The organism is Senegalimassilia sp. (assembly GCF_977052095.1).
In genome coordinates this window covers 1-15,369 of the sequence record NZ_CDRSTZ010000051.1, presented here as the reverse complement: position 1 = coordinate 15,369, position 15,369 = coordinate 1, and the positions used below count along the sequence as shown (strand labels likewise).

The 15,369-nt window shown below is 61.6% G+C and carries 16 protein-coding genes; 2 read left to right on the top strand and 14 right to left on the bottom strand.

Features of this window, described 5'->3' with window-relative positions:
* Positions 1-238: cation:dicarboxylate symporter family transporter (locus ACWI6D_RS08175; protein WP_449134317.1), on the top strand; the 238-nt coding region annotated here is incomplete at its 5' end.
* A 124-nt stretch (positions 239-362) separates the two neighbouring features.
* Here the strand turns inward: ACWI6D_RS08175 and nrdG are convergent.
* Together nrdG and ACWI6D_RS08165 are read right to left on the bottom strand one after the other, a co-directional pair.
* The gene (gene nrdG, locus ACWI6D_RS08170; protein ID WP_449134316.1) at positions 363-941 is read right to left on the bottom strand and encodes an anaerobic ribonucleoside-triphosphate reductase activating protein; all 579 of its coding nucleotides are present in this window, start codon (positions 939-941) and stop codon (positions 363-365) included.
* Between the two features lie 90 nt (positions 942-1,031).
* Positions 1,032-1,211 carry a hypothetical protein gene (locus ACWI6D_RS08165; RefSeq protein ID WP_449134315.1) on the bottom strand — a complete coding sequence of 60 codons (180 nt, stop codon included), beginning with the start codon at positions 1,209-1,211 and terminating at the stop codon, positions 1,032-1,034.
* Between the two features lie 187 nt (positions 1,212-1,398).
* Here ACWI6D_RS08165 and ACWI6D_RS08160 point away from each other — a divergent pair, with 187 nt between their 5' ends.
* Complete coding sequence (locus tag ACWI6D_RS08160) at positions 1,399-1,983, top strand: NAD(P)H-dependent oxidoreductase (protein ID WP_449134314.1); 585 nt, start codon at positions 1,399-1,401, stop codon at positions 1,981-1,983.
* Positions 1,984-2,677: 694 nt separating this feature from the next.
* On the opposite strand, the gene ACWI6D_RS08155 is transcribed toward ACWI6D_RS08160, so the two are convergent.
* The 12 genes from ACWI6D_RS08155 to ACWI6D_RS08100 all read right to left on the bottom strand — a co-directional run.
* The gene (locus tag ACWI6D_RS08155; RefSeq protein WP_449134313.1) at positions 2,678-3,325 is read right to left on the bottom strand and encodes a TorD/DmsD family molecular chaperone; all 648 of its coding nucleotides are present in this window, start codon (positions 3,323-3,325) and stop codon (positions 2,678-2,680) included.
* 214 nt (positions 3,326-3,539) lie between these two features.
* The gene (nrfD, locus tag ACWI6D_RS08150) at positions 3,540-4,700 is read right to left on the bottom strand and encodes an NrfD/PsrC family molybdoenzyme membrane anchor subunit (RefSeq protein WP_449134318.1); all 1,161 of its coding nucleotides are present in this window, start codon (positions 4,698-4,700) and stop codon (positions 3,540-3,542) included.
* Positions 4,701-4,712: 12 nt separating this feature from the next.
* On the bottom strand, positions 4,713-5,339 hold the full coding sequence (locus ACWI6D_RS08145) for a 4Fe-4S dicluster domain-containing protein (protein ID WP_288284129.1): 627 nt from the start codon (positions 5,337-5,339) through the stop codon (positions 4,713-4,715).
* Positions 5,340-5,349: 10 nt separating this feature from the next.
* The gene (locus tag ACWI6D_RS08140; protein ID WP_449134312.1) at positions 5,350-7,749 is read right to left on the bottom strand and encodes a molybdopterin-dependent oxidoreductase; all 2,400 of its coding nucleotides are present in this window, start codon (positions 7,747-7,749) and stop codon (positions 5,350-5,352) included.
* Between the two features lie 308 nt (positions 7,750-8,057).
* Positions 8,058-8,954 carry a slipin family protein gene (locus ACWI6D_RS08135; protein ID WP_449134311.1) on the bottom strand — a complete coding sequence of 299 codons (897 nt, stop codon included), beginning with the start codon at positions 8,952-8,954 and terminating at the stop codon, positions 8,058-8,060.
* Positions 8,955-9,001: 47 nt separating this feature from the next.
* Entirely contained in the window at positions 9,002-9,442 is a 441-nt protein-coding gene (locus ACWI6D_RS08130; RefSeq protein ID WP_288284126.1) for a GntR family transcriptional regulator, read from the bottom strand.
* A 67-nt stretch (positions 9,443-9,509) separates the two neighbouring features.
* Entirely contained in the window at positions 9,510-10,376 is an 867-nt protein-coding gene (gene nrfD / locus ACWI6D_RS08125; protein WP_449134310.1) for an NrfD/PsrC family molybdoenzyme membrane anchor subunit, read from the bottom strand.
* A 448-nt stretch (positions 10,377-10,824) separates the two neighbouring features.
* Positions 10,825-12,129 carry a Ni/Fe hydrogenase subunit alpha gene (locus tag ACWI6D_RS08120; protein ID WP_302935731.1) on the bottom strand — a complete coding sequence of 435 codons (1,305 nt, stop codon included), beginning with the start codon at positions 12,127-12,129 and terminating at the stop codon, positions 10,825-10,827.
* Between the two features lie 9 nt (positions 12,130-12,138).
* Positions 12,139-12,936 carry an NADH-quinone oxidoreductase subunit B family protein gene (locus tag ACWI6D_RS08115; RefSeq protein WP_449134309.1) on the bottom strand — a complete coding sequence of 266 codons (798 nt, stop codon included), beginning with the start codon at positions 12,934-12,936 and terminating at the stop codon, positions 12,139-12,141.
* A complete protein-coding gene (locus ACWI6D_RS08110; RefSeq protein ID WP_129425143.1) occupies positions 12,937-13,848 on the bottom strand; it encodes an FAD/NAD(P)-binding protein in 912 nt (303 codons plus the stop codon). It lies immediately after the preceding gene.
* Positions 13,838-14,875 carry a 4Fe-4S dicluster domain-containing protein gene (locus ACWI6D_RS08105; RefSeq protein WP_449134308.1) on the bottom strand — a complete coding sequence of 346 codons (1,038 nt, stop codon included), beginning with the start codon at positions 14,873-14,875 and terminating at the stop codon, positions 13,838-13,840. Before ACWI6D_RS08105 ends, ACWI6D_RS08110 begins: the two co-directional genes overlap by 11 nt.
* A gap of 181 nt (positions 14,876-15,056) precedes the next feature.
* Positions 15,057-15,369 (bottom strand): nucleoside-diphosphate kinase (locus ACWI6D_RS08100; protein ID WP_449134307.1); only part of this gene is annotated, 313 nt, incomplete at its 5' end.

Sequence of the window (15,369 nt, the reverse complement as noted above, 5' to 3'; positions counted from 1 at the left end):
CCCGTCGGTGGGACTTATCACGTTGTCGATGGTGTTCAACTCCGTGGGGCTGCCGCTTGAAGGCATCGCGCTGATCATGGGCATCGACCGTATCCTGGACATGACGCGCACCGCCGTGAACATCACCGGCGACGCCGTGTGCACCACCGTGGTTGCCAAGCAGGCCGGTCGCATGAACCTTGACGTGTTCAACGACCCGCTCGCAGGTCAGGAGCTTGACGACGTGAAAGCGGCGTAAACGGAGCGCCCCGCACGAATCCCGACCGAATAGCACGGGCCACATCGCCAACGCCTGGCGATGCGGCCCGTTTTCTGTTGCAAGTTTTCACGCTCCGGCGGCTAGCGCCAGGCGCCAACCGCGCCTACTCAGCCGGCTCCTTCGCGTTCAGCGCAACCATCACATGGCTGGTGAACTGCGGGTCGTCGCGCCACGGGACCACCTTGTCGCCGGCAAGCGTGGCCGGCAGGTCGATGATGCGCTGGTTCGACGAGCCACGGAAGCGCAGCGTAATATCGTGGTGCGCCTGCACGAACGGACCGTCCACCAGCACATCGATGGCGGCCAGCAGCCGATCGGTCACCTCGGTATGGCGCGGGCTATTGGGATTGCGCAGGTCATCCAGCAAATCGCCCGTGTAGCACCAAATGGACTTGCCGGGGTACGTCTGCCGCACGCGCTCCACGAAGTCCACCAGCGCGCGCTGGTTCTCCGGCTCCATCGGCTCGCCGCCAAGCAGCGACAGGCCGTCAACATATTCCGGCGCCAGGCTTTCGACGATTTTGTCCTGCACCTCGCGCGAGAACGGCTTGCCCGCCGTGAAATCCCACTGGTCTGGGTTGAAGCAGCCCGGGCACCCATGACGGCACCCCGACACGAACAGGCTGGTGCGCACGCCCTCGCCGTTGGCGATATCGAAATATTTGATCTCCGAGTAGTTCATGCTCCCCCGCTTTCGAAGATTCGTTTGAAAACCAAAGGTTCTATGCTCCATCATGAAGCTTTCTGCCGCCATGCGCAACCTGCCCGCCGTTTACTGGCCATTTTGCGCCATTTGGGCAGGCCGCCGCACCAATTCGCCCTCGTAAGCCTGCAGCAGATCGCGCAGGTTCACGTGCAAGCCGCGATAGTCGGGGCACGCGCGCTCAAGCACGGCAACACTGCTTTCGAACGTGAAGGATGCGGTCGCACCGGCAAACTCCAAAACATCCATCGCATACTCCTTTCCCAAAATGCGGTTAAGGCTTAATACACCCTTTGAACAGGCAAAACAAGACTGCGAATCAGCAATGAAATCTGGTAATGTACAAGCCATACGCAAATAGCTAAACCATCGTTTGCCCATGTCCCGGTCTGTGCTAAGGTGGCTGCATGCCCCGCATCCGACCGGAAGGAACTCCATGAAAAACTTGCTGTACATCGACAGCTGCGTGCTGCGCGAGACGTCACGCACGCGAAAGATCGCCGATGCATTGGTGGCAAACCTGCAGCAAACGGGCGAATACGTCACCGAGCAACTGGTGCTTGAAAAGCTCGACCTGCGCCCGTTCACGTCCGAAACGCTCGCCCATCGAAACCAGCTGCGCCACGCGGAAAACTACGACGATGCCATGTTCGACCTGGCCCATCAGTTCACCGAGGCCGACGTCATTGTTGTTGCGGCGCCATTCTGGGACGGCAGCTACCCAGCGCTTTTGAAGGTGTACCTTGAGCACATCAGCGTCACGGGCATCGTGAACCGCTACACCGACCACGGGCCCGTCGGGCAGTGCCGCGGCCAGAAGCTGTACTACGTCACCACCCGCGGCGGCCTTGCCACCGACGAACAAGATCTTGGCTGGCAAAACATAAAGGCCCTGTGCCACGTATATGGCATTGACCAGGCTGAATGCATCAGCGTCAACGGCACCGACATCCCCACCACCAACGTCGAACAAGCCGTAGCCGACGCTATTGCCAGCATCCCCGAGCGCATCGGCCGCTAAACAGCCAGCAACCACATAGCCGTGCATGATAAGAGGCGCCTCCGGGCGCCTCTTCTCATGCATAAGCCAGGTCCGACCTCATCAAAACGCCCAACACTACGCCCAATCGCGACCAATCGCGCCCATTGCGCCAACCTCACGACGCATCACCCCTAAGCCCCAGCACAAACTACCGCGAAGTGCGTAGGTTGAACGACATACGGCAGCAAGCCCCCAAACACGCCAATCTGCGACCTGGCGTTTTGCTAGCACCGCATGCTCACCCTGCAGACAATGCGCTTCAACCTACGCACTTGGCGATAGTTCCCAATAGCAGCAAAAAAAGCGAGCCACAAGGCAAACACCCTAAGCGCCAGGTAACTAATCTCCCTTTCGAAGTCGAAGTCAAAAACGCAGGCCATCATCTCGCATGCAAACTATCGCCAAGTGCGTAGGTTGGTGACCACAATTGCTCAACCCACTACGCTGGCAACCGACAACCTGGGGTTTTCCCGGCGCCGCGCGCCGGCTCTGCCGACAGCACACCTCAACCTACGCACATCGCGGTAGTTTCAGCAAAAAATGAGGGCGCGGCGGAGGCAACAACCTCCGCCGCGCCCTCTTGTGCCGCAGCGTTGGAACTCAACAGCCGGTGAACACCTCGCGAACAGTCGCGCGCTCTTAGCAGGCAGGCATTCACCTCGCAAGCCAAGCGTTACGCAACCTGCCATCCCAGCAAAGCGCGCACGCAATCGAGCACGTGCACGAAATAGCCGTCAGGTCGCGAAGCCGCCACCTTGTCGCAAAACCGACCAATCCAGCAAAGCGGATGCTCGCGCACAAAGCACTCAAGCTCCTCGGCCTGCGCATCCTCCGAACCACACGTCGAAGCTTGCGCATCCGCAATACGCCGGCACAGCTCGGATAAATACAGCAGCTCGATTCCCAGATGATCCTCGAACTGGTTGCTGGAGCCGCATTGCGTCAGCCCTAGCGCACGCAAACGATCACGCATCTGGTATGTTGCCTCGCCGAAACCAACATGCGATTCCACCGGCCCATTTGCCGATTCCCACGGAGGCGCCGCCGGCGAAGGAGGCCCGACAAACAAATGCGTGAACTCAACGGAAACGCGTTGCACCAGCTCATCACGCGAACAAGCAGCCGCCGCCTGTTCTGCCCACGCAGCGCAATGTTGCGCCGGCCGCGCAATCGCTCCTCCAAGCAGGCCAGCCAAATCACGCCAAAACGACGAGTCAAGCCCAACCGATTCCGTGCGATTCATGGGACTGAGCAGGCTGTTCCCGAAAAACGCGTACAGCTGCCCTAAAGTTCGCCACTCATCGCAATCCAGCACTCGCATATCAAGCTCCCTTGCCATCTCGAATCATTACAGCCCTACGCAATAAGCCGCAGAACCCGACACCCAGCAGCGCGCCCAGCGAAACCATCAAAGCGTCCTTACCGCGCCGAGCGGCGCAGGCAAAGCAGCAGAAAGCCTCACGCAAACGCTCCCACGCAACCGCCACGCTCCGGGCGCCAAGCGGGCCGCGCAAGTGCAGCCCGCAGCCAATCCTTTACGCAGCCTTGACCAGCTTCTTCGACAGCACTGCAATGCCCAAGATGCAGAAGCTCACCACAGCAATCACCACGGCAACCTCAACAGGCGTCGGCGCATAAGAGCCGGTCAGCGCCCACATGCCAAACCCATCAGCACCGCGCGCCGCCGTAGAGCCCGACGAAATGCCCGGCGCTCCGTACACGTTGGTCATGGTGAAGCTGGTGAACAGCAGCCATACGCGCTTGCACAACACGCCCGTCATCACCAGCGCGCTTGCAGCAACCACCACACCGGTGCGCTGGCGGCGCTTCGCGGACGCCAGCAGCAAAAACGGCACCAGCAAGCCACCCAGAACCTCGAACCAGAAGAACGGCGCGGTTGCCCCCGAGGTCATGATGCCCAGCAGCTCGGTAGCGCCCGCCGCACCCGGATACGCCACAGTCAAAAGCTCGCAGCCAATGAAGAACGCATCAACCGCAATGAACGTTGCCAGCAGTCGGGCCAGGTCAGCAAACAACTTCTCGCCGCAATCGAACACGCCGGCCTTCTTCGAGGCCGCCAGCACGCACATAAGCAACGCAAGGCCCGAGTCCATTGCCGACGCCACGAAGATCGGCGCCATGATGGCCGAATACCAGCCTTCCTTCGCGATTTCCAGGCCGAAAATCCACGCCGTCACGCTGTGCACCAAAATGGCAACGGGCAGCGCCACGTACGACAGCATCTGCACTTTGCGCTCATCGCCACGGCGCAGCCACACGATGTCCAGGATGTTGATCACCAGGTACGTGGTGATCACGCACATGTCCCACGCCAGCGGGCTCGTGAAATTCAAGTGCACGAACATATTCCAAATGCGCTGGATACCGCCCAGGTCGATCAGGATGAACGCCCCGGCGCAGCAGATGCACACCGTGGACGTGATGACGGCCGGCATGGCCACGCGCTTGAACGACTCGATGTGGAACACGTGCGCCGAGCTGGCCACGATCAGACCGCCCGCCGACAGGCCGACGAAGAACATGAAGCACGTGATGTACAGACCCCACGACACGCCGTTCGACATGCCCGTCACGCACAAACCCTGCGTCAGCTGAAACACATACGCGCAGAAGCCGATCACCATCAGCGCCACCAGAACAGCCGCGCCGACTTTACCTTTTGCAGAAAGCTTCATCACGGCACCTCCTTACTCGTTGTAGTAGAAGACCTGGGGCTTCGTGCCCTTTTCCTCCAGCAGCAGATGCACGTTGCTGCCGGCCTTGCTGCGCAGCTGCGCCAGCTCCGACGTGGGATCGTCCAGGTCGCCGAACACGCGCGCATGGGTTGGGCAGCACACCACGCACATGGGCGCCTCGCCCTCGTCGGTGCGCTCGCGGCACAGCGTGCACTTCTCCATCACGCCGCGCGTGCGCACGGGCACACGTGCATCGCCCCAGTTGAAACCGCCATCGCGCTGGGGATCTTCCCAGTTGAACACGCGTGCATTGAACGGGCAAGCCGCCATGCACATGCGGCAGCCGATGCAGCGGTCGTACTCGATTTCCACGCGGCCCGCATCGTCTTTGTACGTGGCGCCCGTCGGGCACACCTTCATGCACGCGGGATTCTCGCAATGCTGGCAAGCCAGCGGCACGTACGTGCGCGACAGGTTCGGATACGTGCCCACCGCGCCATCGATGGCGTCGCAGCCCTCGGTCAGCACGCGGTTCCACAGCATGCCGTCGGGCACGTTGTTCTGCATCTTGCACGCGTTTGCGCAGGTGTGGCAGCCGATGCAGCGGTCAAGGTTGATTCCTATAGCAAGTTTGGTCATGGCATATCACCTACGCTTTCTTCACTTCAATGAGCGTGTCGTTAAACGGGATGGGCGCGCCGGTGGGCAGGAAGGCGTCGCGCGGGTTCACGTGGTCGTTCGTGACGTTTTGCGTATTGCCCTCCTCGATGTACTTGCTCCAGCCGGCTTCCCACGTGCGGCTTGACCCGGGGCGAATGGCGTTGTTCGCACGCGCCGTGCACTTGAACGACCCGCGGTCGTTGAACGCCTCCACCAGGTCGCCGTCGGCGATGCCGCGCGCTTCCATGTCGGCCGGGTTCAGCTCAAGCGTGGGCTTGGCGAATTGCTGCAGCCATTTCGCCGCCTTGAAGTGCGAATGGTTCGAGAAGCGCGTACGCGTCTGCGTGAACTGCAGCGGGTACTTGTCGGCAAGCGGGTTGCCCGCGTACGCCTCGTTGTTCTCTTCCCACGTCGGCCACGCCTGGTCGCACGCCGTCCACGCCTCGTAGTACGGCTCGATGCGCGTGGTGGGCGTTTCGAATACCTGGTCGGTATACGCGCGGCGCGGCTCGTCGGTGCCGGCCATCTTGATGCTGCCGTGGTTTTTCACCAGCGCATCCAACGTGATGCCCTGTTCAGCCAGGTCCTCGGAGTGCTCGATCTGGTAACGTACCAGCTCTTCGGCCGTTTTCGGCAGGTAATCGCCCACGCCCATCTCCTCGGCGATCAGGCGCATCACGTCGAAATCGGGCTTGCTGTCGAACAGCGGGTCGATGCACTTCGTCTGCAGGTTCACGTGGTTGTAGTCGCTGCGCACGATGGAGTGCTCCACGGTGTCCTCGAACTTGCTGCACACGGGCAGCACGATGTCGGCATAGCGCACCGTGTCCTCGTAGTACATGCCGATGTGCACGATGAAGTCCAGCGAATCGATCCACTCGCGCGTTTTGTTCATGTTCGCCCAATACTGCTGGAACGTGTTGCCCAGCGAGATGATCACGTGCACGCCACCGTTGTCGTTAGGGAAGCGATCGGCGCGAACGTCCAGCTCAGTAGGCTTAAACTGCTCGGGAAGCTTCCACTCGCCCAGCGCCACGCTGTAGCCGGCGCCGCCGATGGTGTGCCCGATGCCGCAACCAGGCTTGCCGATGTTGCCCGTCAGCGCCGTCAACACCATGCCGGCATGGCCGATGATGTCGGGGTTGGAATACTTGTCCGAACCGCCCTGGCCGAACGCCAGAAACGCCGGGCCCGCCGTGGCATACTTGCGCGCCACTTCCTGGATGGTTGCCGCCGGCACGCCGGTGACGCCCTCGGCCCATTCGCACGTGAACGGCTTCTGATTGCGCTTCAGGCTTTCAAGCACAGTGATGACTTTTGCGCCGTTGACCTCATACGTTCCCTCAAGCGCGGCTGCCGCAACCGCTTCAGTGTACGGCACGGCGGCACCCGCAGCGCCATCCCACACCAGGAAATCGCCTGGGTCGACCGGCTTGCCGGTTTCCTCGTCGGTGCCCCACGGCACCCCGGTGCGCAGCAACTTGCCCGTTGCCTCGTCCAGCAAAAATGGGAACGACGTGTGCTCGCGCATGTACGCTTCGTCGTAGAGCTTGTTGTCCAGGATGTAGCTGGTCATGCCCAGGTAGAACGCCGCATCGGTGCCCGGCTGAATGGGAATCCACTGGCTGGCCTTGCTGGCCGTGGTGGAGAAATGCGGGTCAAGCACGATGATGTCGCAACCGGCCTTCTTTGCGTCCAGGAACGTGTTCGACTGCATCATGGACGACTCCAGCAGGTTCGCGCCCGCCACGATAAGAGTCTTCGTGTTCACCCAGTCGCGCGATTCGCACGTGCCGCCGCCGAACACATCGCCGCCGATGGCCGGCGCCGAACCGTTGCCCGTGCCACGGTCGATGCCGGGCTCCACGCCGGTGGCGCAGCCCAAAAGCGCAGGCAGGAAGCCGAAACGCGGCTCATTCGATGCGGACATGTACACGGACTGCTTGCCGTATTTGCCCCACGCCTTGCGCAGCTCGTCGCCTACCGTCTTGATGGCTTCGTCCCAGCTGATGGCCTCGAACTCGTTGTCGCCGCGCTTGCCCACGCGGCGCATGGGCGTCTGCAGTCGCTCATCGCTGTAAACGTGCTGGATCTCGGAGATGCCCTTCATGCACACGTGGCGATAGTACGGGTCAACCGTGTCGTTGGGCTGAATCATGGCCAAGCGGCCGTCGCGCACCGTGCACTTCAGCGAGCAGCGGCCCGTGCACATGAACTGATGCAGCGTGTAGACGGTTTTCTCTTCGGCGGCCTGCTGCGGCGCGGCGCCAAGCCACGCATCACAGCCGGTCATCGCGCCAGCAGCGGCAAGTCCCGCCGCCCCGGCCGCGCCGACTTTGAGAAAGTTCCTACGGGTAAGGCTTCGGCTTGCGTCTTGCATTCCCGTCATCTTTCCTCCTCGGTTTTCGTCCGAAAGCCCCACCACAGCTGCACCGTTTGCGCCGTTTGCAACCGGCGTCCATGCGGCTCGCGGCAGGCTCCCCCATTGCATACCACGGTTGGCCAACCTTTCGAGCCGTATATTACTCTGTTATTGAACTAGTTCAATAGTTCAATGGGTATTTTATTGAAGAATAGTGACTACCTGGGAAAATTTGAAAGCATCGAGCATTCATTAGCTTGCGGTCACCGATATTAACCGGTTTTGGCAACCTGTTTATCTCTGCGACAACGCGAAAAACGGTGCACCTCGAAGCGCTACTTACCCGAAGTCTTCCCCACGTCCACGAAGCCATCGGCCAGGCTGCTGGGCGCCAACAGCACGCCCTTGCCATCGCGGGCACTTTCATACGAAAGGTTCATGGCACGCAGTTCCATTGCACCAGGTTCTTCGTTGTATACGCGTGCCGCCTCAACGTACATCTCGGAAATGTCGCGCTCCACATCGGCCAAAAGCACGCGGGCATCGCGCTCGCGTTCGGCCTGCGCCTCGCGCGCAAGCGAATCTTGCAGCGCCTGGGGAATCTTGATGTTGCGGATTTCCACCGATATGACGCTGATGCCCCACTCTTCGCACTTGTTCGCCATAAACTCCTGCAGCTCGTGATCAAGCTGCCGACGACGCACGGACAGCTCCGCCAGCGTCACCTGGCCGATTGCGTCGCGCACGGCGGTTTGCGCTGCGCGGCGCACAGCCTGCGGGAAGTTCGCCACCTCAAGGCACGCCTTCTCGGAATCGAACACCATCCAGAATAGAATCGCGTCAACATCAACGCTAACCAGGTCGGATGTCAATGCCTGCTCGGCGTAAAACGCCGTGGTAATGGTGCGCCTGTCAATATGCATGGCCACCGAGTCGATAAAGGGAACGACCGTGTACACTCCCGGCCCGGCAACCTTGCGGAAGCGTCCCAGGCGTAACAATGCCACGTGCTCCCACTGAGCCGCAACGCGCACCGTCGACGCCACGGCAACGCCCGCAGCCGCAGACGCCAGCACCGTGAACACGCTCAACAGCGGAAACGTGGCGGCAAACACCAACCCGAAGCCCACCGCAAACATCAACAACGCGAACCCGTACACTCCCGCGCGGCTGGCATCTTTTTCCGTGACGATGTTGTCGGGCGATTCATGCGGCGCGGCGGCAAATACCATCTCGCTCCGTTCGACCCCGCGACGTGCGCGCACCTTTCGCGATTTCCTCATACGAACATCCCCCCTGCTCGCTTCGCCACCGCCTCGGCAGCATCGGCTTCGTTCAAGCCCAACTCCTTGCATTGCTCGAAAAACTTATCTATCAGCAGGTCTATAGCCGCTTTTGCATCAGCAGCCTCATAGCCATCCGAATTGATTTCTGCCACGAACGTGCCTTTGCCGCGGCGAGTGATGACATAGCCGTCCTTCTCGATATCGCGATACACCTTGCTGACCGTGTTGTAGTTCACCTGCAGCGTCGACGACAAATCACGCACCGTGGGCAGCTTTGCACCCGCCGGAAACGTGCCGGACACCACCAGATACACCAAGCGGTTGCGCAGCTGCATCCAAATGGGCACACCGCTTTCCTCATCGATAGTGATAAGACTTTTGTCTGCCACCAGGGACAACGCGTTTGCTTGCTGCGTGTGCGTTAATGTCACCATGCTGCGCCTCGCTTCGTCGTGCAGGGCATCAAACGAGCACCCTGCTTTTACCTATTGAACTAGCCTATTATGTCACATTGACTGTAATGGCGGAATACGCCGCCGCAAGCACCACGCAATATCGCAAGCACACGCCGCCCGCAAGCGTAGAGACCGCGCCCGCAAGGCGCAACACAGGCACGCGCACCAGCCGATTCGCCATGTCGCACGCAAGCGGCGCCGCGAACCCGCACAGTACAAGGCCGCCCCAAAACAACCCGGCCAGATCGCCCGCAAACAACGTTGCACATGACGATTGAGCAGCGCCACCCGCAAACCAGCGAGAAAGCAAGAACACCGCAAGCGCAGCAAACTCAACTGCGCGCGAGGCGCCCGCTGCGCACGCCAAGTCGCGCAGCCCGCGGGAGCTTCCCACCAGCACAAACGACAACGCCTCGACAAGCGCCGCCCCGCAGCTAACAGCCGAAGCAACAAACAGAAGCACAAGCCAAGACGTGTTCCAAAAATCGATTGACACCATAGATGACAGCAGCACGCCGGTATACGTCATAACACCCGCGCAAAGCACCAAGCCCGCAAGTTCAAGCACCCGAAACAAGACCGTCGCCGACCGTCCAAGCAACAGCAACACCGAAACCGCAACCGATACAGCCAGGCAAAGCGTCAATAGCCAGGCTCCCACAGACATAACCGAACGCAGTGGATTCTCGAACAAGTACAAGATGTCGTAAGAATTCCCCAGGTCTAGGAACAGCATCAGCGCCGCAAAAGCAAGCAGCACCGTGCAGCCATGAAATCCTGCCCGTGATCGAAACGGCACGCTGTTCCGCGCAAGTACGTGCGCGCCGCGGATGTCGATAGCTGCAGCCCACAAAAACGCCCCGGCAGCCGTGCCTGCCAAGAACAAGTACCAAATAGCAAAATCGCTGAACACGCATTCCCCCTTGCAGTCCAAGCCAGTATAGCAAGGCCCACCCCGCACCCCAAACGCAAACCCAAACAGGCGATTCAGAATGGCAACCAGAGCAAAATTCGCCGGACACGCCAATGAGGCAAAGGCTATGCGCGCGTCCAAACGCACATCAGCGAAACCGCCCACCACTCAATCTATCGCCAAGTGCGTAGGTTGGATGGCATGCGGCAGCATGCAGCCAAAACTGGTAATCCGCGACCTGAGGTTTTACCACCGTGGTGCGCTGGCCCTACCCGCAGCACGCCCCCACCTACGCACATCGCGACACTTCGAAGCGCGCAGCCCCGAAGCGAGCAGGCGGCGCGACCCACACGCAACCCTCTCCCACAACGCAAAAGCGCCCCTCGCGACTTGGTCGCGAGGGGCACCTCGTATCGCTGGGCTACACGCCCGGTTATGTCAACGCAAGCTAGTGCACGCTGCAACTGAAGCAGGGATCATAGGCGCGCACGAGTTTCTCGACCTCAAGCTGGACCTCGGGCTTTTCGGCACCATCGGCCACCAGCTTCTCGGCAAGCACGCGCATGTCGGCCTCAAGGTTTGCGCAGTTCTGCGCCGTGGGCGTCATGATGGTGGCATGCACCACGCGCCCGGCCTCGTCAAGCTCCAGCTCGTGGAACAGCGCACCGCGCGGCGCCTCCGTGAAGCCCGTGCCCTTACCGGCGCGCACCTCGAACGCCACCGGCTGGCTGCTACCCGCAAACTCGCCGTCGGGCTCAGCCAAGCGACGGCACAGCTCAGCGCAGCGCGCCAGCGCGTCAAGCACCTCAACCGCCTGGGCCACGTTGTTCAGATACGGGTTGCGCTCGGGCGGGCGCAGGCCGGCCTTGGCCGCCGCCACCTTTGCCTCCTGCGATAACGCGCCCCACGACGCGTTGATACGCGCCAGCGCGCCCGTGAAATACGGCGTAGCCGTTTGGCGGCAGCGCGCGAACAGCGCCGCGGAATGCGACACCTCGTACTCCTCGATCTGGCCAGCCGCGCCCGCAGCCTCATCGGCGTCGAACGTCACGCCCGCGCCCAAAAACCGCGCATCGCGCGAGTCGCACACCGGGTAGCGCCCGTCGGCGACCATGGCCAGCATGTCACCCTGCGTGGCAATAGCCGGCACGGTGAAGCTGCGGAACAGATCGACCACCTGACGCGCAAAATCGCGCTCGGCATCCAGCTTATCGGCCATGGCCAGGTACTCGTCGCGCGTGGGCTCATGCGTGAAACCGCCCACCACCGCAGTGATGGGGTGGATGGAACGCCCGCCCACCAGGTTGCACAACTGATTACCCAGCGCCTTCAAGCCCAGCGCGCTATCGAACAGCGCCGGGTTCGCCTGCGCCAGCGGGAACACGCTTGCCATGTCCAAAAAGTCCGGCGCTGCGAACACGAACAGATGCGACGCATGGTTTTGCAGGTAGCTGCCGTACACCAAAAGCTCGCGCAGCGCGCGCGTGCGGTCGGTCACCTCCACGCCGAACACGCGCTCGATGGCCAAAATGTCGGTGATCACGTGACTTGCCGAGCAGATGCCGCACACGCGGCTGGCAATGTAGGGCACGTCGGCGAACTTGCGGCCCACCACCATGGACTCGAACAGGCGCGCCGGCTCCACCACGTTCATCTCGCACGTGACAACCTGCCCGCCCTCGATGGTCAGGTGCACGTTGCCATGGCCCTCGACGCGGGCGATATGGTCGACCGAAATAGCGGTTTTACTCATAGCTCTCCCTTATTCGCGGCCATCACATACGGGGTTGACCTGATTGAACAGCTGCAGCGCCTCGTCAAGGTCGCCCGGTTCGATGCCGGCACGCACGCACGCGGCGCGCGCAGCGTCCAGATTCGCATCGGGCGAAAGCCCGCGGCACCCATTGCACGCACGGCCCAGATTCACGCATTTCGCACCGCACCCGGCCACGGTGACCAGGCCCAGGCACAGCTGCCCGGACTCGAAGAAACAATCCGTACCGTTACGCTTGCAGTCGCCGCACATGGTGCCCGTGTGGTCCAGCTTGTTCGACCCGTACAGCGCGCGCTGCAGCACGTCAACGAAATCCATGGTGTCAACCGGGCAGCACCGCACGGTGAAGTCCACGTCCACCACGGCCGAAACCGGGCGCGGCACCACCATGGAGCCGCACGCCGCCGGTACGTCCTTGTACACCTGGCCCGGACGCGCGAAGAAGTTGCGCGCCGCAATGCCGGGGATGCCCGCCGTAGCCGCGCACGCGCCCAGGGCGATCACGCACTTCGCGCGCTCGCGCAGCTGGCGCACGCACGCCTCGGACTCCTCGGTGGTCACGGCGCCTTCGACCACCGCCACGTCGAACTCCTCCGGCATGGGGTCGCTTGACGCAAGCTGCCAATACCGCAGGTCAATCTGCCCCAGCACATCGGTCAGATACGCCTCGGCGTTCGTGATCTGCAGCTGGCAGCCAAAGCAGCTGGCAAGCCCGACCACCACAACGCGCGGCAGGACGCGCTCCTTGCGCTCTTCGTCAACGCTTCGCATGTTCGAACCTCCCATCTACATCGACCCCTGGATGTTCTTCGCTTCCCAATAATTGAACACGGGCCCGTCGATGCAGCAATACTGATGGCCAATCTGGCAGTGCCCGCACTTGCCCATGCCGCACTTCATCTGCCGCTCGAAGCTCATGTAGATATGATCGTAGCTGATGCCCTTCTTGCGCATCTCGGCCACGACGAACCGGTACATCACCGGCGGGCCGCACACGGCGCCGAACGTGTTCGCCGGACTGATCTCCAGGTGCTCGAACGGCTTCGTGACCAGGCCAACCTCGCCATCCCACGTGTCGTCGGGGTTGTCGACGGTCAGGTACAGGTCGAAGTCCTTGCGGTGGCGCCACATCTCGAACTGGTTGCGGAACATCACCTCGGAGGGGTTTTTCGACCCGTAGATGATGGTGACTTTGCCGAAGTCGCTGCGCTCGTCGTGGATGTTGTTGATAAGGCTGCGCAGCGGCGCGATTCCCAGGCCACCAGCAACCAGCAGGATGTCGTGGCCCTTCATATCCTCGAACGGGAAGCCGCGGCCGAACGGCCCGCGGATACCCACGATATCGCCGCACTGCATCTGGTGCAGCACCTCGGTGAAGCGGCCTGCACGGCGCACGCACAGCTCGATGAAGCCACGCTTTGACGGGCTTGACGAAATGGAGATGGGCGCTTCGCCCACGCCGAAGATGGACAGCTCCACGAACTGGCCCGGCTCATGCCGAAACGCCTCGCGAATGCGCTCATCGATCAGGCGAAACTCGAACAGCTTCTCCGTTGCCGTCAGCTCGGTGATGGACGTGATGCGCGCCGGCCACGGGCGGTACGGGTTCGCCGCCATCATTTCCGCGCCGGTCATGGGCGCCGGCCCGTCGTGGTACGGCGAGATATGCACAGGTTCGAAATCGGTGTTAGCAGGCACCTTCCGCCCCCTTCTTCTCGAAAAACTCCAGCACGCGGATGGGGTTGATGTCGGCCTTGCACGCTTTCACGCAGCGGCCGCACCCCACGCACAGCATGCGGTCGTACGTGGCCAGAAAACCGTTGAGCTTGTGGTACATGCGATGACGCACGCGCTCGCGCCCCGTGGGGCGGAAGTTGTGACCACCGGCCACCATGGCGAACTGCGGTGATGTGCACGCATCCCACACGCGCTGGCGCTCGCCCGCCTGCCCGTTGGGATCAAGCACGTCCTGGATGTCGAAGCAGAAGCACGTCGGGCACACCGCGGCGCACGCGTTGCAGGCCAAGCAGCGGTTGCCAAACTCTTCCCAGAACGGATCGGAATGAAACGCGTCCATAAGCATGGCCACGTCCTGGATTTCGGGGATGTCGGGGTTGAACGCAGCCTGGCGCGCACGCGTAGCATGGCGGAACTCGATACGGTCCTCGTCGGTGGCGTCGCGCAGGTCGACGGCGGATTCCAAAATGTTGGCCGCTTCCACGCTTGAAATGCTGACCAGGAATTTGTCGCCAAGCCTGTGCAGGAACAGGTCGTAGCCGAAACGCGCTTCGTCGGCATCCCACAGGTTGCAGAAGCAATCGGCGTCGGGCGTGCACGACACGCCCACGATAATGGTGGCCTCGCGGCGCGCCTTGTAGTACGGGTCGGGGTAGCGACCATCGCGAAATACCAGGTCAAGCCTGTTGATTGCGTTGATGTCGCACGCGTGCGCGCCAAAGATGACGCGCGGGGTAACCTCTTCGGTGAAGTCCGCCACCTCGTTGGTGGCCGCGTCGTAGCGCATAAGCGTCTCGCGCGGCGGCAAGAAGTAGCGTTTGGGCGATGCGAGCGTGGTGTCGTAAGCAAGGTCCATTTCCTTAGGCGAGGAGATGGGCTCGAACGAATAATGCGCACCGCGCTTCACGGGAGCCACAACCTCGTAGCTTTCCATGAATGCCGACACCAGGGCGGGAAGCTCGCTGGCGCCGAAAACTCGATAGAGCATGCTTTCATCCGTTTCTCGTCTTAAGCGAATGCTTCTAAGCTCCAATAGCTTTTCAGGGAATGCGGACCTGATGCCGCGCGACCCACCGTTGCCGCAGCAGCATGCCCGCAAGCAAAACGAAAAGCCCCCTGCCCGCCAAGCGAACAGGAGGCTTTTGCTCACAAGGAAGTCCCTTTAAGACTTACGCAAAGAAGATGCCGATTTCGCGCTCAGCGGACTCCGGGGAGTCGGAGCCGTGAATAACATTCTCGTCCATAATCAGACCGAAATCGCCGCGAATCGTGCCGGGGGCCGCTTCCGCCGGATTAGTGGCACCCATGAGCGTGCGCACCTTGGCAACAGCGCCCTCGCCGGAGATGACCATCTTCACGACCGGGCCGGACGTGATGTAGGAGATCAGGCCGTCGTAGAACGGCTTGCCCTCGTGCTCGGCGTAGTTGGCCTTGGCCTGATCAAGCGTCACCATGCCCAGCTCCATGCGCTCGACGGTCAGG